This window comes from Pseudomonas sp. BNK-7 (assembly GCF_048072025.1).
Classification (GTDB): Bacteria; Pseudomonadota; Gammaproteobacteria; order Pseudomonadales; family Pseudomonadaceae; genus Aquipseudomonas; species Aquipseudomonas danubii.
Genome location: NZ_CP182252.1, coordinates 4475117 through 4501412 on the forward strand (window position 1 = coordinate 4475117; position 26296 = coordinate 4501412).

Annotated in this window: 13 protein-coding genes; 5 read left to right on the top strand and 8 right to left on the bottom strand. The window is 63.4% G+C overall.

Features of this window, described 5'->3' with window-relative positions; translation table 11 throughout:
• Positions 1–32: 32 nt before the first annotated feature.
• The gene (locus ACMGF8_RS20405; RefSeq protein WP_416757017.1) at positions 33–7652 is read left to right on the top strand and encodes an SDR family NAD(P)-dependent oxidoreductase; all 7620 of its coding nucleotides are present in this window, start codon (positions 33–35) and stop codon (positions 7650–7652) included.
• A gap of 37 nt (positions 7653–7689) precedes the next feature.
• On the opposite strand, the gene ACMGF8_RS20410 is transcribed toward ACMGF8_RS20405, so the two are convergent.
• Positions 7690–8556: a class I SAM-dependent methyltransferase gene (locus ACMGF8_RS20410; RefSeq protein ID WP_102865044.1), complete on the bottom strand. Its 867-nt coding sequence runs from the start codon at positions 8554–8556 to the stop codon at positions 7690–7692.
• A 160-nt stretch (positions 8557–8716) separates the two neighbouring features.
• Between ACMGF8_RS20410 and fabD the strand changes: the two genes are divergently transcribed.
• Together fabD and ACMGF8_RS20420 are read left to right on the top strand one after the other, a co-directional pair.
• Complete coding sequence (gene fabD, locus ACMGF8_RS20415; protein WP_416757018.1) at positions 8717–10744, top strand: ACP S-malonyltransferase; 2028 nt, start codon at positions 8717–8719, stop codon at positions 10742–10744.
• A gap of 38 nt (positions 10745–10782) precedes the next feature.
• Complete coding sequence (locus tag ACMGF8_RS20420; RefSeq protein WP_416757019.1) at positions 10783–17730, top strand: beta-ketoacyl synthase N-terminal-like domain-containing protein; 6948 nt, start codon at positions 10783–10785, stop codon at positions 17728–17730.
• A 145-nt stretch (positions 17731–17875) separates the two neighbouring features.
• Here ACMGF8_RS20420 and ACMGF8_RS20425 read toward each other — a convergent pair whose 3' ends face one another.
• On the bottom strand, positions 17876–19330 hold the full coding sequence (locus ACMGF8_RS20425; RefSeq protein WP_207167935.1) for a TrkH family potassium uptake protein: 1455 nt from the start codon (positions 19328–19330) through the stop codon (positions 17876–17878).
• A gap of 149 nt (positions 19331–19479) precedes the next feature.
• Here ACMGF8_RS20425 and ACMGF8_RS20430 point away from each other — a divergent pair, with 149 nt between their 5' ends.
• Positions 19480–19869, top strand: a complete 390-nt coding sequence (locus tag ACMGF8_RS20430) for a DUF2946 domain-containing protein (RefSeq protein WP_416757020.1) — start codon at positions 19480–19482, stop codon at positions 19867–19869.
• Between the two features lie 159 nt (positions 19870–20028).
• Positions 20029–20610, top strand: coding sequence for a putative natural product biosynthesis protein (locus ACMGF8_RS20435; protein ID WP_207167937.1), 582 nt, complete (start codon positions 20029–20031; stop codon positions 20608–20610).
• A 95-nt stretch (positions 20611–20705) separates the two neighbouring features.
• On the opposite strand, the gene ACMGF8_RS20440 is transcribed toward ACMGF8_RS20435, so the two are convergent.
• From ACMGF8_RS20440 to ACMGF8_RS20465, 6 genes are all read right to left on the bottom strand, one after another.
• Positions 20706–21269, bottom strand: coding sequence for a fasciclin domain-containing protein (locus tag ACMGF8_RS20440; protein WP_102879360.1), 564 nt, complete (start codon positions 21267–21269; stop codon positions 20706–20708).
• A 173-nt stretch (positions 21270–21442) separates the two neighbouring features.
• Positions 21443–21730, bottom strand: coding sequence for a c-type cytochrome (locus ACMGF8_RS20445; RefSeq protein WP_115580028.1), 288 nt, complete (start codon positions 21728–21730; stop codon positions 21443–21445).
• A 242-nt stretch (positions 21731–21972) separates the two neighbouring features.
• Positions 21973–23145, bottom strand: coding sequence for an ABC transporter ATP-binding protein (locus tag ACMGF8_RS20450; RefSeq protein ID WP_416757021.1), 1173 nt, complete (start codon positions 23143–23145; stop codon positions 21973–21975).
• Between the two features lie 27 nt (positions 23146–23172).
• A complete protein-coding gene (locus tag ACMGF8_RS20455; protein ID WP_102865031.1) occupies positions 23173–24015 on the bottom strand; it encodes a carbohydrate ABC transporter permease in 843 nt (280 codons plus the stop codon).
• Positions 24012–24974 (bottom strand): carbohydrate ABC transporter permease, encoded by a 963-nt coding sequence (locus ACMGF8_RS20460; protein ID WP_416757022.1) that lies wholly within the window; start codon positions 24972–24974, stop codon positions 24012–24014. The genes ACMGF8_RS20455 and ACMGF8_RS20460 overlap by 4 nt, the downstream gene beginning before the upstream one ends.
• Positions 24975–24995: 21 nt before the next feature.
• Positions 24996–26270: an ABC transporter substrate-binding protein gene (locus ACMGF8_RS20465; protein WP_416757023.1), complete on the bottom strand. Its 1275-nt coding sequence runs from the start codon at positions 26268–26270 to the stop codon at positions 24996–24998.
• Positions 26271–26296: the final 26 nt, after the last annotated feature.

The following is a 26296-nucleotide window of genomic DNA, read 5'->3' on the forward strand; positions in this document are numbered from 1 at the left end:
TAAGGGCATTCAGAACAATGGATAACACGACGTTGAACGATACACAGGACATCCGCCTGCCTAATCAGCGGCCCACTCAGCAACCGCCGCACACCCAGGCACCCAGGCCGCGGCGGCAGATCGGCGCGGGGCCTCAAGGCGCCGTAGCGGCGCCCGTGCAGCCTCCCAGGGTGGCGATTGTCGGCTTCTCCGGGCGTTTTCCCGGCGCCGACACCGCCGAGCAGTTCTGGCAGTTGCTGCTGGAGGAGCGTTCGTCCATCAGCGAGTTGCCGTACTGGCATCTGCCGGGCATTGCCGAGCGTGTGCAACTGCGCGAAACATTCAGCTGCCCGGGCGGCTTCATCAACGACCCCAGCGCTTTCGACGCCGACTTCTTCAAGATTTCCGCCCGTGAGGCCGAGGCCATGGACCCGCAGCATCGGCTGGTGCTGGAGCAGACCTGGGCGGCGTTCGAGGACGCCGCCATCTGTCCGCACGAGCTGCGCGGCAGCAACACCGGGGTATTCATCGGAATCTCGTCCGCCGACTACAACGGCCTGTTGGCCCGTTCCGAGGCCGGGGCCCACGACGCCACGGGCAATGCCCACTCGATCATCGCCAACCGCATCTCTTTTATGTTCGATTTTCACGGCCCCAGCGCCCCCATCGACACCGCCTGCTCCAGTTCGCTGGTGGCGGTACACAGGGCGGCGCAGTCGATCCTCAATGGCGATTGCACGGTGGCAGTCGCCGGCGGGGTCAATCTGTGCTTCGAGCCCATGGTGTTCATCGGTGCGCTCAAGGCCGGCATGCTCAGCCCCACGGGGCGCTGCAAGGCCTTTGCCGCCGATGCCGACGGCTATGTTCGCGGCGAAGGCGTCGGTGTGCTGATCCTCAAGGACTATCAGCAGGCCCTGGTCGACGGCGACAATATTGTCGCGGCGATCATCGGCTCGGCGGAAAACCACGGCGGCCATGCCAACTCGCTGACGGCGCCCAACCCCAGAGCCCAGGCCGACCTGATCAAACAGGCCTGCCGCGGCATCGATATCAACAGCATCGGTTACATCGAGGTTCACGGCACCGGCACACGCCTGGGGGACCCGATCGAAATCAGCGGGCTCAAACAGGCCTTTGCCGAGCTGGGGGCCGACCCTGAACAGCGCTGTTACCTGGGCTCGGTGAAAACCAACATCGGCCACCTTGAATCCGCCGCCGGGATTGCCGGAGTGATCAAGACCTTGCTGGTCCTCAAGCAGGGCTATCTGCCCAAGAGCCTGCACAGCGAACAGCTCAATCCCTACATCGACCTGGCCGGCAGTCCGTTCGCGGTGTTGCAGGCCGGGCGGGAATGGCCGCAAGTGTCCGACCGCCAGGGGCAAGCGCTGCCACGCCGGGCCGGGGTCAGCTCCTTCGGCTTTGGCGGCGCCAATGCCCATGTGGTGCTCGAAGCGGTTGAGCCGGTGATCCCGGGGAACGAGGCGCAGGGGGCGGCGTCGGTCTTTGTGCTGTCGGCCAAGACCCCTGAAGCGCTGCAGTCGCGGATCGATCAGTTGATCGACTTTGTGCAGCGCCAGCCGCAACTGCAGTTGGCGGAGCTGGCCGTCAGCCTGCAACTGGGCCGAGAGGCGATGGAGTACCGGTGCGGGTTCGTCGCCCACAGCCGCGACAGCCTCTTGAGCCAGCTGCGCGACAGCGGCGCCGGGGAGGGGGCCCCGCCTGCCGGCAAGATCGCGCCGGAGCCATTGCAACGGGCCCTGCAACAGCGGGATCTGGGCACCTTGCTCAGCCTGTGGCAGCAGGGCGCGACCCTGGACTGGCGGCAGCTCTATGAACAACCACGGCCACGGCGAATCTCGCTGCCGACCTATCCCTTCAGCCGCGAGCGCTACTGGATCAGCGAAGCTCCCGCCGCCTTACCCACGGGCGCCGCCTCGTTGCATCCTCTGGTGCAGCGCAATACTTCGGACCTGGCAGGACAGCGTTTCAGCAGCCGGTTTGACGGCAATGAATGGTTTTTCAGCGGGCACCGGGTCAACGGCCGCAAGGTCCTGCCCGGTGTGGCTTACCTGGAAATGGCCAGGGCGGCCGTGGAGCGCTCAATGGTCGATGCCGACGCTGTGGTGGCCCTGAAGCATGTCGCCTGGCGCCAACCCATGGTCCACGACGGCGGCGACCTGGACATCGACATCGAGCTGGTGGAGCAGGGCGAGGGCCAGATCCGCTTCGAGATTCGTGGCAGCGCGGCCGATGGCCCGAGCTATTGCACCGGCGTCGCCCTGGTTGGCAGCGCCGAACGCCTGGTGCCGCTGGACCTGGGCTCCATCGCTGGCGTGACCAACCAGCAGCGACTGACCCCAGAGCAGTGCTACCAGGTTTTCGGCGAGATGGGACTGGCCTATGGCGAGTCCTTTCGCCGGATCAACACCCTGCAGGCGGGCAACGGCCAGGTACTGGCCAGCTTGCTGCCTGGCGAGCGAGCCCCGGGCTGCGAACTGCCGCCGGGCCTGCTTGATTCTGCCTTGCAGGCGGCGCTGGGGCTGGCGTTGCTGGAGCCGCTCCAGGCGCAGCGGGAGCACCAGCCTTTGGTGCCCTTCGCCCTGGACCGGGTGGTGTTGGGCGAGCTGGATCTGCTCAAGCAGCCCTGCCAGGCCTGGGTGCGCTACAGCGCCGATCATCAGCCGGGACGCCTCAACAAGCTGGACCTGGACATCTGCGACGAGCAGGGCCGCATCGCACTGCGCCTGCAAGGTTTCTCGTCGCGAAAACTAGCGGCGGCACCCCCGTCCATGCTGGCGATGACCCCGGTCTGGCGCGACAAAGCCCTGATCGACCCGCCGCAGCGCAGCCTTGCCCGGCAACTGATTGTGCTGGCCGGCGCTCAATCCCAGGACCTGGACCTGTTGACCCAGCACTGTCAGGCCCTGGTGGGGAACCGTCGGCAGATCCACGTTGTGCCTTTGCCGGTGGTGACGCAGGACCCGGCCATTGCGCTGCCGGCCTTGGCCGGGTTTGTGATCGAGCTTGTGCAGAAAAGCCCGGCAAACAGCCAGGTGCAACTGGTGCTGGCCGACCTCGAGCACGCCGGCCCGGTCTTCGCCTCGTTGCTGGCCCTGTTGAAGACGGCAAAAAACGAAGGCCTGATCGACGCCGCGCAGTGCATCGAGCTGCAGGGCAGCCTGCAGCCGCAGTGGCTGGTGGACAATGCCTTGCAGGACGACGAGCGGGTTCGGTACCGCGATGGTCAGCGTCAGGTGGCGTCCTGGCAGGAAACCCAGCTGGCCCAGGGCACCGCGCTACCGTGGCGCGAAGACGGGGTTTACCTGCTGAGCGGTGGCAGCGGCGGCCTGGGCTTGTTGCTGGCCGAACAGCTGGCCCGACAAGCGCAGGGCGTCAGGTTGATCCTGGCCAGCCGTTCGGCCGGGCAACTCTCACCCGAGGCCAGTCAGCGGGTCGCCGCGATCAGGGCCTTGGGGGCCCAAGTGCAACTGCACGCGCTGGACATCGCCGACCGCGGCGCGGTCGAGGCCTTGATTGCCCAATGCGAGCAAGAATGGGGCACCCTCAACGGGATTTTCCACTGCGCCGGAATCACCCGCGACAGCCTGCTGCAGCACAAGAGCGCGACCGATCTGGCGGCCGTCCTGGCGCCCAAGGTGGCGGGGGTGCTGAACCTGGATCGGGCCAGCGCCCATCTGCCCCTGGACTGCTTTGTGCTGTATTCGTCGGTGAGTGCGGTGATCGGCAATCCGGGCCAGGGCGACTACGCCCTGGCCAATGCGTACCTGGACGAGTGGGCCGGCTGGCGTGGGGCCCAGGTGCGGGCCGGCCGCCGTCAGGGCCGCACGCTGGCGATCAACTGGCCGCTGTGGCGCAACGGTGGTCTGCAGATCGATGGGCAACGCCAGCAGCAGATGATCGAGCTGACCGGGATTGAACCCTTGAGTGACAGCGGCGGCCTGGGGTTTCTGCAGCAGGCGCTGGCCCAGGCCAGCGACGCCGAACGCTGGATGGTGCTGGAAGGCGACATTGCGAAGATCAAGCGGTTTATCGCCGGGCAGTGGCAGCCGGACAGGTTCGAGGCGCCACCAGCGCCGCAGGAGATGCCTGCAGCGACAGCCCTGGCGCCATCGACACCTTTGGTAGCGAGCGCGGAGGGCGCGGAGGGCGATCTGCAGGCGCTGGCGATCCGCTACTTCAAGCAACTGCTGTCGGCCACCCTCAAGCGGCCGTTGGAGAAGATCGACAGCGATGCGTCGTTCGAGCGCTACGGGGCCGACTCGATCATGCTCGCCGAGCTGACCCGGCAGCTGGAGCGCCTGTTTGGCTCGCTGCCCAACACCTTGTTGTACGAGTACCAGACGGTGCGCGAGCTGAGCGCCTACTTCATCGGCCAGCATGCCCAGAGGCTGGAGCAGTGGCTGAGGCCCGAGGGGACCAAGGCCAGCGCACCCCGCGAAGAAACCAGCCTGATTGCCCAGGCCCCGGTCCGCCAGCGTGCGCGTAACCGGCAACAATGCGAGACGCCCGCCGTGGCCGGCAACAGTCGCGATCTGGCGATCATCGGTATCAGCGGTCGCTACCCCGGCGCCGCAGACCTGGAAACGTTCTGGCACAAGCTGGCGGGTGGGGAAGACCTGATCAGCGAAGTGCCGAGCGCGCGCTGGGATCACCAGGCGTACTTTGACCCGGCCCGTGACCGCTTCGACAAGACCTACTGCAAATGGGGGGGCTTTCTTGACGGGGTCGAGGACTTCGATCCGTTGTTTTTCAACCTCTCGCCCCGGGAGGCCCACATCATCAACCCCAATGACCGGCTGTTCCTGGAAACCTGCTGGAACCTGCTGGAAAGTGCCGGGCTCACCCGGCAACAGATCCAGCAACGCTATCAGCAGCAAGTGGGTGTGTTTGTCGGGGTGATGTACCAGCAATACCAGGCGTTCGAGTCGGATCTGGTCCGGGAGTCGCTGGTGTCAGTGACGTCCTACAGTGCCATTGCCAACCGGGTGTCGTATTTCTTCGATTTTCAAGGGCCGAGCCTGGCGATCGACACCATGTGCTCGTCGTCGATCTCGGCGATTCATGCCGCGGGCGAGGCGCTGCGCAATGGCGACTGCCGGCTGGCGATTGCCGGCGGCGTCAACCTGACCCTGCACCCGAAAAAGTACATCGGCCTGAGCGTCGGTCAGGTGTTGGGCAGCCACGCCGGCAGCCGCAGCTTTGCCGATGGCGATGGTTATCTGCCGGCTGAAGGCGTCGGCGCGGTATTGCTCAAGACCCTGGCCGACGCCGAACGCGACGGCGATCCGATTCTGGCGGTGATCAAGTCCACCGCGGTCAACCATGGCGGCCACACCCATGGCTTCTCGGTGCCGAGTGCAAAACTGCAGGCGGCGCTGATCGACAGCAACTTCAAGCGCGCCGGGATCGACCCGCGCACCCTGAGCTACGTCGAGTCGGCGGCCAATGGTTCGGCGATGGGCGATGCCATCGAGCTGAGTGCCTTGAGCCGTGTGTTCAGCGCAGCGGGAGTCGCCCCTCAGTCCTGCGCCATCGGCTCGGTGAAATCCAACATCGGGCATGCCGAGGCAGCTTCGGGCATGTCGGCGCTGAGCAAGCTGGTGCTGCAGTTGCAACACCGGCAGTTAGCGCCGTCGCTGCTGCTGGGTGAGCTGAATCCGAAGCTGGACTTTGCTCACTCGCCGTTCGTGCTGCAACGCACCCTGGCCGAGTGGCCGCAGCCGGTGCTGGAAATCGACGGCGTGGAGCAGCCGGTGCCGCGTCGGGCATGCCTCAGTGCCTTTGGTGCCGGGGGCTCCAACGCCCACCTGATCATCGAGGAGTACCCGAGGGCAGCGACTCCGGACCTGGCAGCGTCAGAGCCGGACCTGCTGCAGATCGTGCCGCTGTCGGCCCACAGCAGCGCAGCCTTGCAGCAGGGGCTGGAGCGGTTGGCGCGGCACCTGGATCGGCATCCGCAGGTTCGACTCCAGGACCTGGCCCATACCCTGCAGAACGGTCGTGAAGCGATGCCGCTGCGGCTGGCGTTGCGGGTGAGCAGCACGGCGCAATTGCGCGGGCTGTTGGCCGAGATCCTGCAGCGGCTGCAGCAGGGCCAGGCCCTGGCCAGCCTGGACAGCGCGGATTTGCCGCTGGCCCTGGGCAATGTCGACGAGGTGCCGGCGGCCCTGGCCAGCCTGTTGTCCGGCCCAGGTGCCGCGGCCCTCAGTGCAGGCCTGATTGCCGCCGCTGACCTGCAGCAACTGGCGCTGCTCTGGACCCAGGGCGGCGAGATCCCCTGGCACGCATTGGGGCACAACACCGGCGCGGTGCTGATCCCGCTGCCCACCTATGCCTTCGACAAGCAGCGTTACTGGCTGGAGCAGCCCTCGGCGGTCAAGGCGCTGCACGAGCCGCTCACGGCGGCCGCCAGTACGCCCCATGTGGTTGGCCAAAAACCGCCGACGGCTGCCGAGCAGGGGCGCCAGCTGCTGGCCGACTTGCTGGGAATGCAGCCCCAGGACTTGTCGCCGAGCAAACCCCTGAGCGCTTATGGCGCCGATTCCATCGTGATGTTGCAGTGGGCCATGCAGGTCCAGGCGCAGATTGATCCCGGCTTGGCCCTGGCTGACATCCAGCAGTGCCAGACCCTGGGGGATGTCCTGCAACGGCTGAGCCGGGACGCCACGCCGGCCAGCGTGGCGGAGTCGGTACTGCCCGCGCACATCCTCGGTTTGCTCAGCGGCTCGACGACGCGCTTCCCGGAGTTGCAACGGCTCAACCCGGTGCAACAGGGGCGGCCGGTGTTCTGGTTCCATGGCGCCCTGGGGGGCAGTGAGATCTATCAGGGCCTGGCCCAGCATATTCAGCGGCCATTTTTCGGGCTGCAGGCCAGAGGCTGGATGACCGATCGGGCGCCTTTGCAGGGGATTCAGGCCATGGCGGCCTACTACGTCCAGGTCATCCAGTCGGTGCAGCCACAGGGGCCCTATGACCTGGGCGGCTATTCCCTGGGCGGCATGCTGGCCTACGAAGTGACCCGACAGTTGCAGGAACTGGGGGAGACCGTCAGCAGCCTGGTGATGCTCGACTCACCGGACGTGACCGGTGAACGTTGCGCACGCCTGGCCGACAAGACCCGCCTGTTGCAGACCGTCAACATGTCCTTGCAGATGACCCTCGGGCCGACGCCGGAGCGCTTCGCCGAGGTGCTGATCCACCGCGACGAGATCGATCTGGCACTGTCGCCAGCGGACTATCTGCAGCAGTTGACCGACCTGGCCCGACAGCGCGGCCTGAAGACCAGTGACCAGCGCTTGCAGCAGTTGCTGGCGCAAGTGACGCAGATCCAGCAGGCGTATCAGGTCGAGCATTATCGGATTCAGCCCCTGCCCAGGGCCGCAGAGGTGGCCTGCTATTACTTTCGCAACGCCAGCGGTTTGTGGATGGGGGACCTGGAGCCGTTTTTCTCCACCGACAGTCAGGAGTTTGCCGCCTTCAACCATGCCGACTACTGGCAGGAGTGGCAGCGGCAATTGCCGAACTTCGAGATGATCGAGGTGGCTTCGGCCAACCACATGACGTTATTGACCCAGCCGGAGGTGTTCAGGGTGATCGCGCAATTTTGCGCGGCCCTGTATGGCCAAAGGCGTGTGGAGAATGCCGTTGGCTAGTCTCCCGAACGGCTTCTCCACGGGCTGGCGCAAGGGTTCAGGCGGCCTTTTGCAAACGCCAGTACTTGTACGCCAGATGGCCGTTTTTATAAGCCTTGATGCCGCTGTCGTCGAAGAAGTGGAACAGGGTATCGAACGCGTGCCAGACCTCGGGCGGCAGCGGCTCACGCTGCTGCTTTTTCTCCTCTACCAGGCTTCTGAGCAGGTGCTTGAGGTGGCCGTCCTGGCTTTCGAAGGCCCTGATCACGCCGTCGGAAATGTCACGGTGTTCTTCCACCTTGAAACGGGCGTGCTCAATCATGGCCTGGTGCTGGGCCAGCACGTTGCTGAAGAAGTCGACGCCGATGCTGTCAGGCTCGGACAGGGCGCTGGTGTTGTCGCCTTTCATGGTGTCGGCATAAAAAAAGCGCCCGTCCTGCTTCAACACCCGCTGCACCTCTGCACCAAAGGTGTTGAGGTCGGGGTAGCAATGGGACGACTCGATGTTGATCACGACGTCGAATTCGTTATCGGCAAACGGCAGGGCCATCGCGTCGCCACCGACGAAGCTCAGCCCGGGCAAAGCGTGCACCCGGTTGCACAGCTCGATATGGGCCGGGCAGAAGTCCAGGCCGGTTACCGACGCCGCGCCGGTGTAGCGGGCAAGGTAGGAGCAATTGCCGCCCCGGCCCGAGCCGATTTCAAGGACCTTCTTGCCGCGCAGGTCGCTATCGCCCAACAGCGTGCGAATCAGGTTGACCGAACATTTTTGCTCAAGGTCTGCGTCGTTGATCCAGTCGAAGTCGCTGTCTTGGGCCAGGTAGCCGTAGTTGAGGAAGGTCAGGCGTTGGTCGGGGAACATCCGGGTCATCATGTCGTACCACTGACTGATCGGCGATACGGTTTCGGGTGCTGGTGTCGTCATGTCTACCTCCGTGTAAGAAAACCCAAATGGGGATGCTCGAGGAGCATAGCGGGCGCAAGGCCTGGCCCCGGAAGATTTTTTTGTCGATGTCGCAGGCCCTTTCAGATCGGCTCCTATACTGCGAGCCGTCACCTCAGCCATCCATTTCAGGACGAAATTTATGCCGTATCTTTTTCAGGGACAGACGTCTTGCGTGGTGTTCATGTTTCCTGGCCAGGGTTGCCAGTTCTATCAGATGGGCCGCGAGCTCTATCAGAACAATGCCGTGTTCCAACGCTGGATGAACGAGCTCGATACGCTGATTCGCGCCGAACTGGGCCAGTCGGTGATCGCCGGGATCTACCACGACAACAACCCGCGCTCGCAGGTGTTCAATGACATTCGCCTGAGTCACCCGGCGATCTTCATGATCGAGTACGCCCTGGGCAAGACCCTGATCGAACATGGGATCACCCCCGATTACCTGCTGGGCGCCAGCCTTGGCGAACTGGCCGCCGCGGCGCTGGCCGGGGTGATGACGCTGCCTGAGGCGATTCGCCTGGTGGTGCGCCAGGGGCAACTGTTTCATCAACACCAGGCGCCGAGCGGAGAGGGCGCGATGCTGGCGATCCTGGCCTCGCAGGCGCTGTACCAGCAGATGCCGGTGCTGCACGAACACTGTGACATCGCGGCTTACAATGCGCCGTCGCTGATTGTCGTGGCCGGCCCGTCCAGCCGCGTCGCCGAAGCCGAGCGCCAGCTCAATGCGCAGGACATCGTGTTCCAGCGTCTGCCGGTGAATCAGGCCTTTCATTCGCGTCATATCGATGTGCTCAAGCCGCCAGTCGAGGCGCTGTTGAGCCAGATTCGCCTGCAGCCGGCACAGATCCCGGTGATTTCCTGCCTGAACACCCAGACCTTGCAGGTGTTGGACCGCGACCACTACTGGCAGAGCATCCGCCAGCCGATCCGCTTTTCCCAGACACTGCAACGGATCGAGGCTGAGGCCGCCGAGCGTGGCCAATCGATGATCTACCTTGACCTCGGCCCCAGCGGCACACTGGCCAACCTGATCAAGCAGAATATTCGTGACCGCGCCTTGCCGACGATCCACGCGGTGCTGAGCCCGTTCGGGCGCGACCTGGAAAAATTCGACGAGGTGCTGACCCTGGGCCGGGCCTTGCAGCCGCTGCCGGCCAAGGCCGAGGCGATAGCCGTGCCAGTGCCGCCAGTGGTGGCCCTCCAGCCGAGTCCGGTTGCGGCGCCGCTACAGGCAGCCGCGCAGGCGGTCTTTGAGGTGCAGCAGCCGAGCCGCCTGGTACAGCGTCCCTCGGCGCCATTGGCGTCCGGGCCCAAGCGGGTCTATGTGTTTCCTGGGCAGGGCTCCCAGCGGCTGGGCATGGGCGCCGAGCTGTTCGAGCAGTTCCCCGAACAGGTGGCGCAAGCGGACCGCATTCTGGGCTATTCGCTGAAAACCCTGTGCCTGGAAGACCCCGAGCAACAACTGTCCAACACCCGCTTCACGCAACCGGCGCTCTACACCGTCAGTGCCCTGGCGTTCCTGGCCAAACAGCAGGCCGACCCGCGCAAAGCCGACTTTCTCGCCGGTCACAGCCTGGGGGAATACTGCGCGCTGTTTGCCGCGGGGGCTTTCTCTTTCGAAACCGGGTTGAAGCTGGTGAAAAAACGCGGCGAACTGATGGCACTTGCCAGCGGCGGCGGCATGGCGGCGGTGATTGGCCTCAGCCCTGAGGAGGTCAATTCGCTGCTGGTGCAGCACGGCCTCGGCGCTCTGGACGTCGCCAACTACAACTCGGCGTCCCAGGTGGTACTGGCCGGGCCCGTCGAGGCACTCAGCCATGCGCGGGAAATCTTCCAGGCGCTGGATATTACCTTTGTGGTACTGCCGGTCAGCGCGCCGTTCCACTCCCGCTACATGCACAGCGCAATGGGCGCCTTTGGCGATTACCTCGCGACGTTCGACTATTCGCCGCTGCACACCCCGGTGATCGCCAACATCAACGCCGCGCCGTATCGGGACCAGGACCTGGTGGCCAACCTGACCCGGCAAATCTGCGGCTCGGTGCGCTGGCTCGACACCGTGCAGTACCTGATGCGCCAAGGGACCTTCGAATGCGAGGAGCTCGGGCCGGGCGAGGTGTTGACCAAGCTGGTCAAGAGCGTGCAAAACACCGCCGCCTTTTCGTGACAGCACTCGCCAATGGACGCCTTGTCATGGAAAGGACTATGAACGCCAGTTTCACCGATCAGTTGTTTGTCATCGCCAGTGTGCTGAGCCTGGAAAGCCGGCAGTTGATCTCGCGCCAGGCCATCAACCAGCCGTTCGACTTTGCGCCTTTTGTCGCCGCGGCTGCGGTCAATCCCGGGCCGCTGCGGGTGACCTTTGATGGCCTGAAAGCGTTTGGCTGGTTGAGCCAGCCCAGTGCCGAGCAGTATTTCTTCAATGGCCGGGCCTCGGCTATCGGCGCGCTGCCCGCGCAGGTGATCGAACTGTTTTCCTGGTTGGCGCCGCAGCGATTGCCACATGGGGATGACCTGCCGTGCCTGCGGCGTTGGCTGGCGCTGTCGGCGCTGGACTGGAATCTGCACTGTCCCGGGTTTGTTCATGGGCTGAACCAGTTGCTGTCGCTGGTGCTGTTACGCCGCTTGCAACTGCACGGGGCGATTGACCTCGACAGCGGACGGGTTGATCTGCGGCGCATCGACCATGAGCCGGTCGACCCCGATGGTATTCGCCTGTTGAGTGACTTTCTGCGCCGCCAACAGTGGATTCGCCGCCAGGAGCGGCACCTGGTGCTGAACCCGCAGCATCAAGCCTGCCTGGCAGAGCGGCTGAGCGAGCCTTTCCTGGCTTACTACGCCAGCCTGCCGGCGATCCTCGAAGACTTGCTGTTCAGTCAGGGCCAGCCATGGGCAGAGGTATTGCAATGGCTCAAGGGGGCAGGGGAACTGCAGCTCTGGCCGGGGGATCGGCCGGCGCTTGAGCGGCTGCTGGGCGAGATCTTCGATGCGCAGCCTTTGTCCTCGCAGCCGGACTGGATAATCGGCTTCGGCCGCCATCCCGGGGTTTGCTTGAGTGAGCTGTGGCAATGGTTGCGACAACACAGCGCCCGGGGCCAGGTGCTGGACAGCCAGCCGCTGCGCTGGCTGGTGCTGGAGGACGGGCTGGCGGGCGACCCGCAGTCCCTGCGCCAGCGTCTGCGCGACGCGGGTGTCGCGGCCACTGATCGGGTGATGTGGCTGGCTATCGGCCAGCAGAATCTGCAACCGCTGGAAGCGCTCTCGACGCCACAGCTGCCAGTGCCTGCGCAGCGCTTCTACCTGGGTTTCGACGGCTCAGCGGTGCCGGGCGCCACGGTGCTGGGCAATCTGCAGCATTCGGCCAAAGCACTGGCCGCGTTGATCGGCGATCAACCGCTGGTGCTCAGCGAACGTCACTGGCGCCCGGACGGGCCAGTGGCGGATCACTTTGCCTGTTACTACCCGGTTGAGGCGGCGCAGTACCTGATGGCCCTGGCAGGGGCCGGGTTGTTTGCCGATCCGGGCATGCTGCACACGCAGCTCCAGGGCGGCGTCGATTGCGTGGCCAGCAGTGGCTGCTACAGGGCGCGTGATTATCAGGTGCGCCACGTGACGCTCGCGGACATGCCCGCGCTGCTGACCCTCGAACGCGCCTGCTGGCCCGAAGGCGGCCGGGTCGATGAAGCCATCCTCCGGCGCCGCTTGAGTCAGGACCCCGCCGGGCAACTGGCATTGGAGTTCAGGGGCGAGTTGGTGGGGGTGATCTATTCCCAGCGCATCGCCCATAGCGACGGCTTGTTCACGGTGGATTTCGCCAGCGTCGACCAGCTGTTTCACGGCAAGGGCAGCACCGTCCAGATCCAGAGCCTGAACATTCTCCCGGCGCATCAGTACAGCGGCTACGGCGATCAATTGCTGGAGTTCATGCTGCAATATTGCACCCTGCGCCATGGCGTCGACACCGTGGTCGGCGTGACTCGCTGCAAGGACTATCCCAAGTACCGCCATCTGGCCCTGGCGGACTACATCCACAGCCGTGACGCGCGCGGCGAGCTGCTGGACCCGGTGCTGCGTTTCCACGAGTTGCACGGTGCCGGTATCGAGCGCCTGGTGGCCGGGTATCGTCCCGCCGATGCCGACAATGGTGGGCATGGGGTTCTGGTGCGCTACGACCTGGCGCGCCGTCAGCCCCAGAAGGCTGCAGCGCTCACCGCCATGGTCGCTCAGCCAACCATCGCCATCGACGACGCCGTGCGCCAGAGCATCAATCATTGCCTGGGGCACGCCCGGGACAGCCGGGTGTCGCCGCGCCACAGCCTGATGGAACTGGGGCTGGACTCAGCCGACCTGCTAGGGCTCAGTGAACAGTTGGGCATGACCTTGGGACTGCCCCTGGAGCCCAGCTTCTTCTTTCGCCACAACAACGTGGAAACAATCATCGCCGCGCTGCAAGAACGCCGCGCCCCCCAGGGGCCGTCGCCCATCGACACTCAGGCAGCCCCAGGCGAAACCGCGCCGCCAACGCCCACCGGCCTGGACCCGGACTTTGCGGTGATCGGCATCAGCGGGGTATTCCCCGGTGGAGAGCTGCAGGAGTTCTGGGGGGCGATTCGCAATAGCCTCGGGCAGATCCGCCCGGTGCCCGGCGAGCGCGCCATGGCCGGACCGGTGGCGGGCTACATCGATGGGATCGAGTGTTTCGATCATGGTTTTTTCGCCGTCTCGGCGGCAGAAGCGGCGCTGATGGACCCGCAGCAGCGCTTGCTGTTGCAGCATGCCTGGTTGGCGCTGGAGGATGCCGCCATCGCGGCGCCTGACTTTGCCCGCCACCCCACGGGGGTATTTGTCGCAGCAGCGCCGAGCGAGTACCGCGAGGTCGTCGAGCTGCCCGGCACCAGCCCGTTTCTGCTGACGTCGTCTTCGCCGTGCATGTATGCCAACCGGATTTCCTGGTTTCTCGACCTGCGCGGGCCCAGCGAATATTGCAACACTGCCTGCTCGTCGGTGCTGGTGGCGCTGCATCGGGCCATGCAGGCGATCCGGGCCGGCGAGTGCCGACAGGCGCTGGTGGGCGCGGTCAACCTGCTGCTGTCGCCTGATGAAACGGCCGGCTACCGGCAGATGGGATTTCTCAGCGAACAGGCGCAAACCCGCTCATTCCAGGCCGGGGCCGATGGTTATGTGCGGTCCGAGGGCGTGGGCGTGTTGTTGCTCAAGCCACTGGCCGATGCCCTGCGTGACGGTGACCGGATTCATCTGCAGATCAAGGGCAGCGGAATCGGCCATGGTGGGCGCGGGCTTTCGCTGACCGCCCCCGATCACGACGGCCTGCAAGCGGCAATGGTTGCCGCTTACCGCAGCGCCGGGGTGACGCCCGACAGCGTCAGCTATGTGGAGGCCCATGGCACCGGCTCGGCGATGGGCGATGCCATCGAGGTCGACGCGATCCAGGCGGCACGCCGTCAACTAAGTGCTGGCGAGCAAGCCGGCACGCCCTGGAACATCAGTACCTTGAAACCGCTGATCGGGCATTGCGAGCTGGCCTCTGGCATGGCGGCCTTGTTCAAGGTGATCGATGCCGTGCAACAGCGCTATCTGCCGGGAATCCCGGGGTTGCAACAACTGGGCCCGGCCATCAGGCTCGACCCGCAGCAACTGTCCCTTGCTCCCGAGAACCGGCCATGGCCGGCCCTCAAGGACGGGCAGGGGCAGGCATTGCCACGCCGGGCCAGCATCAACAGCTATGGCTTTGGCGGCGTCAGCGCCCATCTGGTGGTGGAAGAGTTTATCGCCCAGCCCCGACAGACGCCTGCGGTGACCGGGCTGCAACTGATCCTGTTGTCGGCACAAGATGCACAACGGCTGCGGGAGCAGGCGGGGCGCTTGAGTCAGGCTATCGATCAGCTGGCGCCAGTGTGCCTGGCCGACATCGCCTACACCTTGCAAGTGGGGCGCACAGCAATGGCATGCCGCTGGACCTGCCTGGTGGACAGCGTCGCAGCTCTGCAACAGCAGCTTTCTGAGCTGGCCCAAGGTTTGCGCGACGACCTGGTGCAGGTTGACGAACCGGCGAGCGCTGTTGACGGCGCACTGGCCCAGGCACTGGCACAACCGGACTGGCCGGCATTGGCCGAATACTGGCGACAGGGGGGGACGCTGGATTGGCACAGTCTGGCGCGCCAGGGGCAGCCCCGGCGCATTGGCCTTCCGGGCTACCCCTTTGCCCGACAGCGCCATTGGTTGGCGCCGCGACGGATTGCCCCCCATCAGCCGGCTGACCCCGGCACCGCGCCGTCAGCGAACAGCTTGCGCCAGGTCCTGGCCCAAGTGCTGGGTTGTGATCCGCAGAGCCTGGCAGGTTGCGAGTCACGGAGCCTGGCCAGCCTGGGCCTCAACTCCCTGGGCGCGGTGGGCCTCAAGGCCAGGCTGGAACAGCAACTGCAGGTGTCGCTCTGCCTGGCACAACTGAGCCCGTACTTGAGTCTCGCCGAGGTCGAAGCCACTCTGGCGGCCCGCGAACCTCATGCGGATGCTCAAGCCGGACCGGTATTGCAGCCGGCCCCCGACGCTGCCCATCAACCTTTTGCACTCAACGACATCCAGCAATCGTTCCTCTCGGGACGCACGCTGCTGGCTGAGTCTGAACGGGTCGGTTGCCATATCTACCTGGAATTCGACTGGCCGGAACTGGATGTCTACCGGCTCAATCAGGCGTGGAATCGGCTGTTGCTGCAGCACGATGCGCTGCGGCTCCGGGTGCTGGATGACGGCCGGCAACAGGTCGGCGAAGCCAAGCCTTATGGCTTCAACATCCGTGACCTGCGCCGCTGCGATCCCCAGGACCGCGAACGTTCCCTGGCGGCGCTGCGCGGATCGATGTCGCACAAGGTGTATCTGGCCGGCGACGACAGGCTCTTTGAAGTCGCCGTGTCGCTGCTGGATCGACAACACAGCCGGGTGCACTTGAGCATCGACGAGTGGATTGTCGATGCCACGTCCCTGGAGGTGCTGCTGCAGCAGTGGTTGATGTGGTACCGGGAGCCTGATGCCACGCTGGCGGATCAGGGGGTGTCGTTGCGTGACTATCAACGGGCGCTGGAGTCTTGCAAAGACTCACCGCGCTACCGGCGCGACCTGCAGTACTGGCTCGACAAACTGGCGGCGGCGCCGCCGGGCCTGTACTTGCCCAAGGCACCGCGCCCGGCCGGCCGCCAGCGCCAACGGCTGACCTCGACCCTGGAGCCGAGCCGCTGGCAGCGCCTGAAAGAGCGGGGGGCGGCCCTGCAGGTTTCAGGCACGGCACTGTTGCTCAGCCTGTTTGGCCTGATCCTGCAACGGGCCCATGCCGGCCAGGCGTTCTCCTTGATCACCACCAGCTATGGCCGGTTGCCCCTGCACCCGGACATTGAGCGTCTGGTTGGCCCCCTGATCTCGACCCAGTTCTTTGCCTTTGCCGCAGCCCGGGAACAAAGCCTGGGGGAATGGGTTCAAGGGGTGCAGCGCCAGTTGCTGGAGGACCTTGACCATGCCAGCGTCGGCGGCGTCGCGGCGCTGCGGGAAATCCGTCGACGTGGCGAGCCATCGCAATCTTTCAAAGGCGGCGAGGTGGTCTTCACCTCGATGCTCAACAACCCGGTGCTCGACGCTGCCCCGAGCTTCGGCGATGCCCAGCACTACTGTGTGACCCAAACCCCACAGATCAACCTTGATCACCAACTGCGCGAGCGTGGCGGCGCACTGAGCCTGAGCTGGGACGTGGCCATCGACTGCTATCCCGACGGCCTGATCGAGCAGCTGTTTACCGACTATTGCCAGCTGCTGTGCCGGTTGGCGGACGCTGACGATCACTGGCAGGCATTGAACTCCGCCGATCTGCTCCCTGTGGCGCCTGTTCAGCTGGCCTCCAGCGCGGAGCCAACCCAGCCCTTTGCACTGACGGATCAACAGCAGGCATACGCCTTCAGCCGCTCGCTGCACCCAGGACAGGGCGGTTCACAGCTCTACCTGGCCTTGAGCATCCCAGCCCTGGATGTTGCTCGACTGGCCCGGGCCTGGCAGCAATTGCAGGCTCACCATCCGCTGCTGCGCACGCGGGTTCTGGCCAACGGCACCCAACAGATCATGCAAAGCCCGCCAGGAGGGCAACTGGAAACGCTGGGGCAGGGTGTCAGCCCCGCCCAAGTCGCCGAAGAGCTGCTCGGCCGGGTGACTGCACTGGGTGACTGGCCCTATGCCGTGCTCAAGGTCAGCAGCGCCGACGCAGGTCAGAGCCTGGTGCATCTGGCCGTTGACCTGCTGCTTGTCGACCTGCCCAGCCGAGACCTGTTGATCCGGCAACTGCTCAAGCTCTACCAGGGCGCAACACTGCCCGCGCTGACCATCCACTTCGCGGATTACATCGCAGCACTCGGACAGCACAAACGCAGCCCAGCGGCGCAAGACGCTGCGCTTTACTGGCAGGAAAAATTCCGCCGCCTGCCTCAGGGACCGCAACTCAACGCCAACCGCGACGTCAACGGCCTGTACCTGAAATACGAGCATCGCCTCGACTGCTGGCCACTGCTGCGCAAACGCATCGAACATGCGGGCATCAGCGCCGATGCCTTACTGATCAGCGTCTATGCCTTTTGCCTGGCAAAACACTGCGCACTGCCAGCCTTCACCCTGGTGGCCCCAGGCTGGAAACGCCCCCCCGTCCACCCACAGATCGACGCACTGGTCGGCGACTTCACCACCTTGAGCTGGATCGACTTCAACAGCCAAGCCCTGACGTTCATCGAACAAGCCCGCCGTTGCGATCGGATCTTCACCGAGGATCAACAACACAGCGCCATCAGCGGCTTGCAGGCACTGCGCAAGGTTGCAACGGACAAGCAGCACCCACGCACCCTGGATTTCCCGGTGGTGTTTACCCGACTCAACCCACAAGGACCACTGGACCTGCCCGAAGGCGTGACCCTGGTTGACAGTGCAAGCCGCACCCACGGCGTGGCGCTGGACAATCTGAGCATCGAGACGCCAGGGGCCTTGTTGATCCATTGGGATCTGGCGACTGATCGCCTGGCGGCGGCGCAGGGGGAGGCGATCTTTGGGGAGTATTGTCGATTGTTGGAGCGGTTGGCGGTGGAAGAGGGAGAGTGGGGGCCGCGCTAACCACCAGGTGTCATCAGTAAAGTTGAAAAAGCTACCCAACTCGCTGGGTAGCTGATTAAACACAACGGTGTATTTTCGCTGGCTCGTTGCCGCGGCGGCTGGGGACTGTCATTGAACTTCGCCAGGACGCCAGGAACCGCAGCATTCAATAGCGCCAGAAAACCGGGGTAATCAGTACCAGCACCGTCAGGATCTCCAGGCGCCCCAGAAGCATGCCGATGGTCAGCAGCCATTTCGCCGCATCAGGCAGCGATGAGAAGTTGCCGGCAGGCCCGATGATGCTGCCCACCCCGGGGCCGACGTTGCACACTGCGGTTGCAGCGCCGCTCAATGCCGTCATCCAGTCAAGGCCGATCAGGCCAAGCCCCAGGGCCAGTAGTGCGATGGTGATGGTGAAGAAGAACGAGAACGTCAGCAGCGAGCGCACAATATCCTCGTCGATGGGATGGCCGTTGTACTTTTTCTGAATCACCGCCCGTGGGTGAATCAACTGCTTCAGACTGCTGATCAGCAGACTTGCAGCGACCTGGAAACGGAAAATCTTCAAACCACCAGCCGTGGAGCCCGAGCAGCCGCCGACAAAGGTCAGGTAAAAGAACAGCAACACTGCAAAACTACCCCACGTGGTGTAGTCACCCACGGCGATGCCGGTGGTGGTGACCACTGACGTCACATTGATCGCCACAATCCGCAGTGCGTCCCACCATCCGTAATCGCTGTGCCAGGACAGCCAGGTTCCCACCGCCAGGGAGATGACGATGAGGAAACCCAGGAAGCCACGGACCTGATGATCCTTGAACAGTGCACGCCGATTGCCTCGCAACGTCGCCACATAGAGCGTGAAGGGCAGGCTGCCGAGGATCATGATGACCACCGCGATCCAGTGTATGGCCGGTTGAGTCCAATGTCCGAGCGAAGCATCGGAAGTCGAAAAACCTCCAGTTGAAATCAGTGACATGGCGTGATTGACCGCTTCGAAAGGCGTCATCCCGGCAATCCACAGCGCCAGGGTGGCCAAGCCGGTGAGCCCCAGATAGACCAGCAGGATCGACTTGGCTGCAACGTGGGAGCGAGGCGCAACCTTTTCCGACCAGTCCGAGGATTCGGTCTGGAACAAGCGCATGCCCCCGACCCGTAACAATGGCAGCACCGCCACTGCCATGCCGATGAAACCGATACCGCCCAGCCAGTGCAGCATGGAGCGCCAGATCAGCAGACCAGGCGAGGCCGAGTCCAGCCCGGTAAGGACGGTCGAGCCTGTGGTCGTGATACCAGACATCGTTTCGAAGAAGGCATCGGTGTAGCTGATGTGGTGAATGAACACCATGGGCAATGCGGCAAAGATACACACAACCAGCCAACTGCCTGTGGTCAGCAGGTACATGTCGCGGGGCCGCAGTTGAGTGCCTTCGCGGCTGCGCTGCATAACCAGCAACAGGCCCGTGACAAAGGTAATCATGCTGGACCAGAGGAACGCGGACAGCTCCTCGTTGCGGTCATGGATCAGTAACGTGATCATCGGAATAGCCATGCTGATGGCCAGGGTGATCAGAAAAATACCCAAGATAAAACCGATAAGTCGCATTGCCGCGATGGACATAAAAACCAGCCTGCTGAGTGATAACCGCGCAGCATCGGATATCTGTGCCTGGAGCGCTATAAAGTTTCAGTAAATTTTTGCCGCGAGGGCGCTTACGCCATTGAAGCCCTGCTTCATCCGTTGTGTTGTTCGATGTTAAAGTCGCCGCCATGAAATTGTCCCGACCCGACCGTTCGCTCATTGCCTGGACTCTGTATTTTTGTGTCCTGTTCAATGTGTTCGCCTGCGGTTTGGGGCACGGCCAGATGATGGGCTTTGCCCTCAACGGCGTGGGCGGGCAGTTCTGCTCCTCCCTGGGCAGCAAGGCCCCGGTGCAGACATCCGACTTCAGCGACCAGAGTGCCAGTACCTGGGCCGGCAGTTTTTCCTGCCCGGTCTGTTCGGGAGCCGCGCTCAGTCTGGTCCTGCTGTTTTGCCTGAGCTGGCTGCTGCGTATCGGCCAGCTCCGGCGCCGTACACTCGAACCGCGCTGCAAGGCGCACCCGCGCTATTCCTGGCCTTCGGCCAACCCCAGGGCTTCTCCCCACGCTTGCGCATGACCTTTGTTAATCGCACGTCCCCCGGTCAATGGGCCGAGGACCTGTGCATGGTTATGGCTGAGATGGAAAGGAGCACGAGATGCCTCGAATCATTCAAGGTTGGCAACAGCGCCTGCTGCCTGTAGCCCGCAAAGCGGGCAAGCGCCGCTGGAGGCTGACATGCGCGCACTAGCAATCCCTTCTGGCGCCTCCCGTCTGGTGAGTAAAAGCACACGGGTAAATAACCACGGCGACTTTCTGCTGCCGTTTCCCGATTACCCGAGCAACGCTCGCAGCTTCGTGCACCTGGATGCGCGCCTGTTGCCGTACTGGCACACCCTGTTCGATGTCTGTCCGGGGCTGCTCAAGCTTGATCCTCCGGATGGCTTGAATATCTTCCGCGGGTTCATGACCTGGGCCTATCGCAATCATCCGCCGCTGAACTGGACCTATTACCTGAGCCTGTGCCGCTGGCTGCTGGGTTCACGCTACCAAGCGCGGATCAACGAGGAGCACATAGAGGCGTTCATGAGCGCAGCGGCTGCGCGCTGGATCAACACCGACGACAGTCAGGCACGCGGCCTGGTGCTGGCCTGGCGCGAGTCACCGGACTGGGTGTTTGACTGGAAGGTGGCATCGCGTTCGGTGCCGGCGGGCAATGGCGAGCCGGAAGAATATCCGCCGGTGCCTTGGGACTTTGCCTGGTGCCCGTTAAGCGCCAAAGGGGGCTCGGGTTTCCGGCGCTGGTTGCCGATTCCCTGAGCCCGGCATCGGTCCAACGCCTTGCGGTGCTTGCTGAGCGGCCTTGGCGCAAGCGCTGACTCCCGGCAGACGCAAGGTCTGCCGGGGTCCTTGCATTACTGCGGCAGCAGCACGCTGTCCACCACATGAATCACCCCATTGGACTGCATGACATCGGCGATGCTGATCGCAGCCTTGGCGCCTTTGGCATCGATGACCCAGAGCTTGCCTTCATAGGGTTTGACGGTCAGCGCTTCGCCCTGGACGGTCTTGAGCGTGACCTGTCCGCCATTTTGCTTGGCCTCGGCCATCAGTTGCCCGGCGGTTTGGGTTCCGGGCACCACATGGTAGGTCAGGATCTTCGTCAGGTCGGCCTTGTGCTCAGGCTTGACCAGGGTCTCGACCGTGCCGGCCGGCAGCTTGGCGAACGCCTCGTTGGTGGGCGCAAACACGGTGAACGGGCCTTTGCTGTTGAGGGTGTCCACCAGCCCCGCGGCCTTGACCGCCGTGACCAGGGTGGTGTGGTCCTTGGAGTTGACCGCGTTCTCCACGATGGTTTTGCTGGGGTACATCGCAGCGCCACCGACCATCACCGTATCGGCGGCAAAAGCGCTGAGGGGGGCAGCGACGGAGAATACGGCGAAGCAGACAGCGGCCAGGCGTTTGCTAAAGGTTTGCATGATGCAGCTCCTCGATTATTCGGCCCTCCTGATGAGGGTGCTGAATGTACGGTGCGCATCGGCAAACGGATGCAGCGCTGGCCGATTTTTGCGGCCAGCGCTCGGTCAAGCGACTCGCAAGCGCCATCCCGGGCTGCGCGGCAAGCGCAGAACAGGGCAGGGCGCGCGGCGCCTTACTTCGACATCCAGCTGATCACTGCTTGGTAATCCTCGGCGCTGCAATCCATGCACAAGCCACGGGGCGGCATGGCATTGAAGCCTTCGGTCACGTGCTTGACCAATACCTCAGTGCCTTGAGCCAGGCGCGGCTTCCAGGCTTGCTGATCGCCTTTTTTCGGCGCCATGGGCAACTGCCCGCTGTGGCAGGCGGTGCAGGCGCGGTTGAACACTGCCTGTGGGTCCTGGGCGGCGTGAGCACTGGTGAATGCGAGTAAACAGGCGGCGGCCAATAGGGTCTTCATGACGGTCCTCATCGTGTTCTTATCATCAGGTTGTCGTGCAGGTGCGCGATCGAGGCAGTGTAGGGAGGGGATTCTTACGCACCCACTGCGACAGCCAGCCGCAGGTGCCGGCGGCGAGTGCTCGGTTGGGCGATCCGTCTGGAGGTGACCGTCGCCCTATGGCAGGTTGTCGCACATCAGGCCGGCAAAGCCTGCGTGCTACATTGCCGGCCGACGGGATGCTTTCTCCAGGCAGGGTTACATCACGTCACTGAGTGCCGGTGTTTCGCGAGGAGCCCGGCACTCTCATGATCTACTAGCGGCACCGCATGCGGCAGGTTTTCAACAGCTTGTGGGTGGCGCTTCAAGGCCGTGCCGTCGGCGTCGAACAGATGCAGGTTGTCGACTTCCAGCTGCAGTTCGACCCGATCACCCGCCTGCCATCCGGCACTCACCTCACAACGACAGACCAGGGGCTCGTCCTGACCTGTTTCGAGGTGCACATAGGTTTCGCTGCCCAGGTATTCGACCCCGGCCACGACGATGCCGGCGGCTCCCTCAGCCGCTTTGAGCGAAATGTGCTCCGGGCGAATCCCCAGGCTCAGCGGCGTGCCTGCCGCCAGGTTCGAACTGTCGAAGGGCAGGGAGCGCATACCCCAAACGGGGGTGTCGACCAGGCTGGTTTGACTAGGTGTATGCAGGTGCGCCGCCAGAAAGTTCATTCTGGGCGAGCCGAGAAAGCCGGCGACGAAGCGACTGGCCGGACGTTCATAGAGTTCGCGCGGTGAACCGACCTGCTCTACGCGACCGCCGTTGAGCACGACAATTTTGTCGGCCAGGGTCATGGCTTCCACCTGATCGTGGGTGACGTAGATGATGGTCGAGCCCAGTCGAGCATGCAGGCGGGCGATCTCGTTGCGCATCTGTACCCGCAAGGACGCATCCAGGTTGGAAAGTGGCTCATCGAACAACAGGATGTCCGGTTCCCGCGCCATGGCTCTGCCCATGGCCACACGCTGACGTTGCCCTCCAGACAGTTCTTTGGGCTTGCGTTGCAGCAGTTTGTCCAATTGCAGGATGTGCGCCGTTTTCAGCACCCGCTCGCGCAAGCTGCTCTTTTCAGTCTTGGCCAGTTTGAGACCAAAACTGATGTTGTCGTAGACGCTCATGTGCGGGTATAGCGCATAGGACTGAAACACCATGCCGACGCCACGCTCGCGCGGCTCCAGGTCGTTGACCCGTCGCCCATCGATCAGCAGGTCGCCGGCGCAGATCGAATCCAGTCCTGCGACCAGTCGCAGCAGGGTCGACTTTCCACAGCCCGAAGGGCCAACGAAGACCACGAATTCACCCGCAGCGATCTCCAGGCTGACATCACGAAGAATCCGCACGCCGCCCAGTTGTTTGTTCACGTTGTCTAGCTTCAGTTTGATCACGATGCTGTTCCTTGTAGTTGTTGGGCATCAACCCTTGAGCGCCCCGGCCGTGAGACCGGAAACGATTCGGCGCTGGAAGATCAGCACCAGAATCACCAGGGGCACGGTGACCAGCACGGATGCGGCCATCAACAGTCCCCAAGGCAGCTCATGGGGACTCCCGCCGGAAATCAGGGCGATGGCGACCGGCACCGTGCGCTGGGTATCGGTGAGGGTGAAGGTCAGGGCAAACAGGAACTCGTTCCACGCGGCGATAAAGGCCAATAAGCCCGTGGTGACCAGTGCCGGCCAGAGCAGCGGCAGCAGCACACGAGTCAGCGCGACCCAGGGCGAAGCGCCATCCATGATTGCCGCTTCTTCCAGTTCGTGAGGGAGTTGCCCCATGAACGTGGTCAGCACCCAGACCGTGAAGGGCAGGGTGAAGATGGTGTAGCTCAGGATCAACGCCCAAGAGGTGTTGTACAGACCCAGGGCGCGGATCACTTCGAACAGCCCCGACAGTACAGCGACTTGGGGAAACATCGACACGCCGAGCACCATCATCAATACCGTGCCGCGGCCACGGAACTTCACCCTTCCCAAGGCATAGGCGGCCGTCACACTGAGGAACAGCGCCAGGGTCACCACGCACAGTGCGACCATCAGCGAGTTGCCGATCGCCCGCAGGAATGAGGCTTGGTGAAGTACCGCCGCGTAGTGGGAGAAGTCGGGGCTGTCGATCCAGTAGCTGACTGCGAACAAGGCACTGGATGGCTTGAGTGAGGTCAGGATGGCGTAATAGAAAGGGAACACCGCATACAGCAACAGCACCCCGATCAGGCACCAGAATCCGCAGCGCAACAGCGCTTTTTTGAGGAGGCGCGGGCTCATGCTCGAACCTCCATCTGACGGCGTCCGAGGTACAGGTAAAGCGTGGCGATGAGCGCCACGACCAGAAACAGCAGAGTCGAGGCCGCGCTGCCATAGCCAACATCCTGGAACTCCACCAGGTGTTGGCGGGCATAGACCGACATGCTCATGGTGCTGGACGAATTCGAGGTCAGTACATAGATGACATCGAATACCCGCAGGGAGTCGAGGAGGCGGAAAATCGCGGCCACCAACAGTGCCGGCATCAACAGTGGCAGCGTGACGCGCCAGAACACTTTCAGCGGATGAATCCCATCGACCCTGGCGGCTTCGTAGCAATCGCTCGGCAACATCTGCAAGGCCGCCAGCATCAGCAGCGTGACAAAAGGCAAGGTCTTCCAGACGTCGACGATGATCACTGCCCACATCGACAGATCCGCATCTGCGGTCCAGGCCAGAGGAGCGTCTATCAGCCCGAGGCTGAGCATCAGGTGATTGATGATGCCGAACTGGTCATTGAGCATCCATGACCAGATCTTGGCTGAGACAATGGTAGGAATCGCCCATGGAATCAGGATCAGCGCACGCATCAGGGAACGGCCTGTGAACTGGATGTTCAGCAGCAACGCCACCAGCAGCCCCAGGACGACTTCCAGTCCCACCGACACCAGGGTGAAATACAACGTGTTGCGCACAGCGTTCCACCACTGTGGATCGACCAGGATGCCCGACCAGTTGGAACCGTCGTGGAACAGATAATTGCTCAAGCCGACAAAGGTGCCGCCAGCGGTGTCTGCCAGGTTGGCGTCGGTCAGGCTGAACCAGAATGTGCGCAACAGCGGCCAGGCCGCCACCAGGGCCAGACACAGCAGCATTGGTGTCAGAAACAGCCATGCGGCGCGTACTCGGCGACGCTGTAGGGGCGTCTCCCGGGTGAGCAGGAGCGCGTCACTGGAGACGTGGGTAGTAGAGACAGACATGGTGATTTCCTTCCCTGTGGCTTACCAGTTCCGACGTTTGATGCGTGTGAGTTCGCTTTCCAGTTCGGCCAGTGCCTGGTCGACAGGCAATTCGCCCGCCAGCACGCCATGCACGCGATCGAAGAACGCATTGGAGACCCGTGGATAGCGATCGGCGGTTATGGCGGCGGGGCGCATGACCCCATCGTTGAGGATACTGTGCAGCTGAGCGTAGTAAGGCATGGCCGCGAGCAGTTCGGGATCCTGATACAGCGACTCGATCACCGGGTTATAGGCGCCTATCAGGGCACGGTGTTTTTGCTGTTGGGCGCTGGTCAGGTAGCTCACCAGCTCTGCGGCCAGTTTGGGCTGGGCGCTGTAGCGCGATACCGCCAGGCCCCACCCGCCGAGGGTGGATGCATGGTTGCCGGTCTCGCCGCCTCGGGGCAGGGGAGCGACCCCAACCTTGTCTTTTACGGCACTGTCCTGGCTTTGCACCAGGGCCCAGACATAAGGCCAGTTACGCATGAACAGCGCATTTCCCGACTGGAATACGCCACGTCCTTCTTCCTCGGTGTAATTGAGCACGCCACGCGGGGAGATGTCTCCTACCCAGCTTTTGGCCAGGGTCAAGGCAGCTTTTGAGGCCTGGGTGTTAACGATGATGTCTCCTCGTGGATTGACCAGTCCGCCTCCCGGCTGGCTGCTGATCCACTCCAGCGCATTGCACGTCAGCCCTTCGTAGGCGCGTCCCTGAAATATGTAGCCCCACACATTGGGGTTGCCGGCATTGCGCTCGGCCTGTTGCACATCTCTGGCGGTAGCGGTCATTTCCTCCCACGTCTGAGGAACCTGCTTGTTGTACTTCTCGAGCAAGTCCTTGCGGTAATACAGCAGGCCCGAGTCGGTGAACCACGGCATGGTCACCAGTCGTCCGTTGACCGTGGCGTTATCAATCTGGGCCTGGAAGTAGCCCTGGGTCGCGTCGGCTGGGAGCCCCTCGCGCAGATCCATCAGATGTTTGGCCAGCATCCCCGGCCACACCATATCGATTTGAATGATGTCGATGTCGGTGGACTGCGCACTGAGGATCTGTTGGTAGAACGACAACCTCTCGGTCGCCGAGTTGGGCGTGGAAACCACCTCGACGTGGTTGCCGGTCTGCTTCGACCACGCTTCGACTGCCTCCTTGCAGAGTTGCAACTCTGCACCTACCGCACCGCACGAGATCGTCAAATCAGCTGCGCTGGAGACAGACACAAGTCCGGCACCGAGGGTGAGCAGCACTGCCGGAAGGAGAGATTTCAGCTGTTTCATGAAGGCCTCTTTATTTTTGTTTTTAG

What these genes read in the sequence shown, in the direction of transcription:
- ACMGF8_RS20420 (WP_416757019.1), top strand. Translation starts at nt 10,783, where the DNA reads ATGAACGCCAGTTTCACCGATCAGTTGTTTGTCATCGCCAGTGTGCTG.
- ACMGF8_RS20445 (WP_115580028.1), bottom strand. Translation starts at nt 21,730, where the DNA reads ATGAAGACCCTATTGGCCGCCGCCTGTTTACTCGCATTCACCAGTGCT.
- ACMGF8_RS20430 (WP_416757020.1), top strand. Translation starts at nt 19,480, where the DNA reads ATGAAATTGTCCCGACCCGACCGTTCGCTCATTGCCTGGACTCTGTAT.
- ACMGF8_RS20455 (WP_102865031.1), bottom strand. Translation starts at nt 24,015, where the DNA reads ATGAGCCCGCGCCTCCTCAAAAAAGCGCTGTTGCGCTGCGGATTCTGG.
- ACMGF8_RS20460 (WP_416757022.1), bottom strand. Translation starts at nt 24,974, where the DNA reads ATGTCTGTCTCTACTACCCACGTCTCCAGTGACGCGCTCCTGCTCACC.
- ACMGF8_RS20425 (WP_207167935.1), bottom strand. Translation starts at nt 19,330, where the DNA reads ATGTCCATCGCGGCAATGCGACTTATCGGTTTTATCTTGGGTATTTTT.
- ACMGF8_RS20465 (WP_416757023.1), bottom strand. Translation starts at nt 26,270, where the DNA reads ATGAAACAGCTGAAATCTCTCCTTCCGGCAGTGCTGCTCACCCTCGGT.
- fabD (WP_416757018.1), top strand. Translation starts at nt 8,717, where the DNA reads ATGCCGTATCTTTTTCAGGGACAGACGTCTTGCGTGGTGTTCATGTTT.
- ACMGF8_RS20410 (WP_102865044.1), bottom strand. Translation starts at nt 8,556, where the DNA reads ATGACGACACCAGCACCCGAAACCGTATCGCCGATCAGTCAGTGGTAC.
- ACMGF8_RS20440 (WP_102879360.1), bottom strand. Translation starts at nt 21,269, where the DNA reads ATGCAAACCTTTAGCAAACGCCTGGCCGCTGTCTGCTTCGCCGTATTC.
- ACMGF8_RS20435 (WP_207167937.1), top strand. Translation starts at nt 20,029, where the DNA reads ATGCGCGCACTAGCAATCCCTTCTGGCGCCTCCCGTCTGGTGAGTAAA.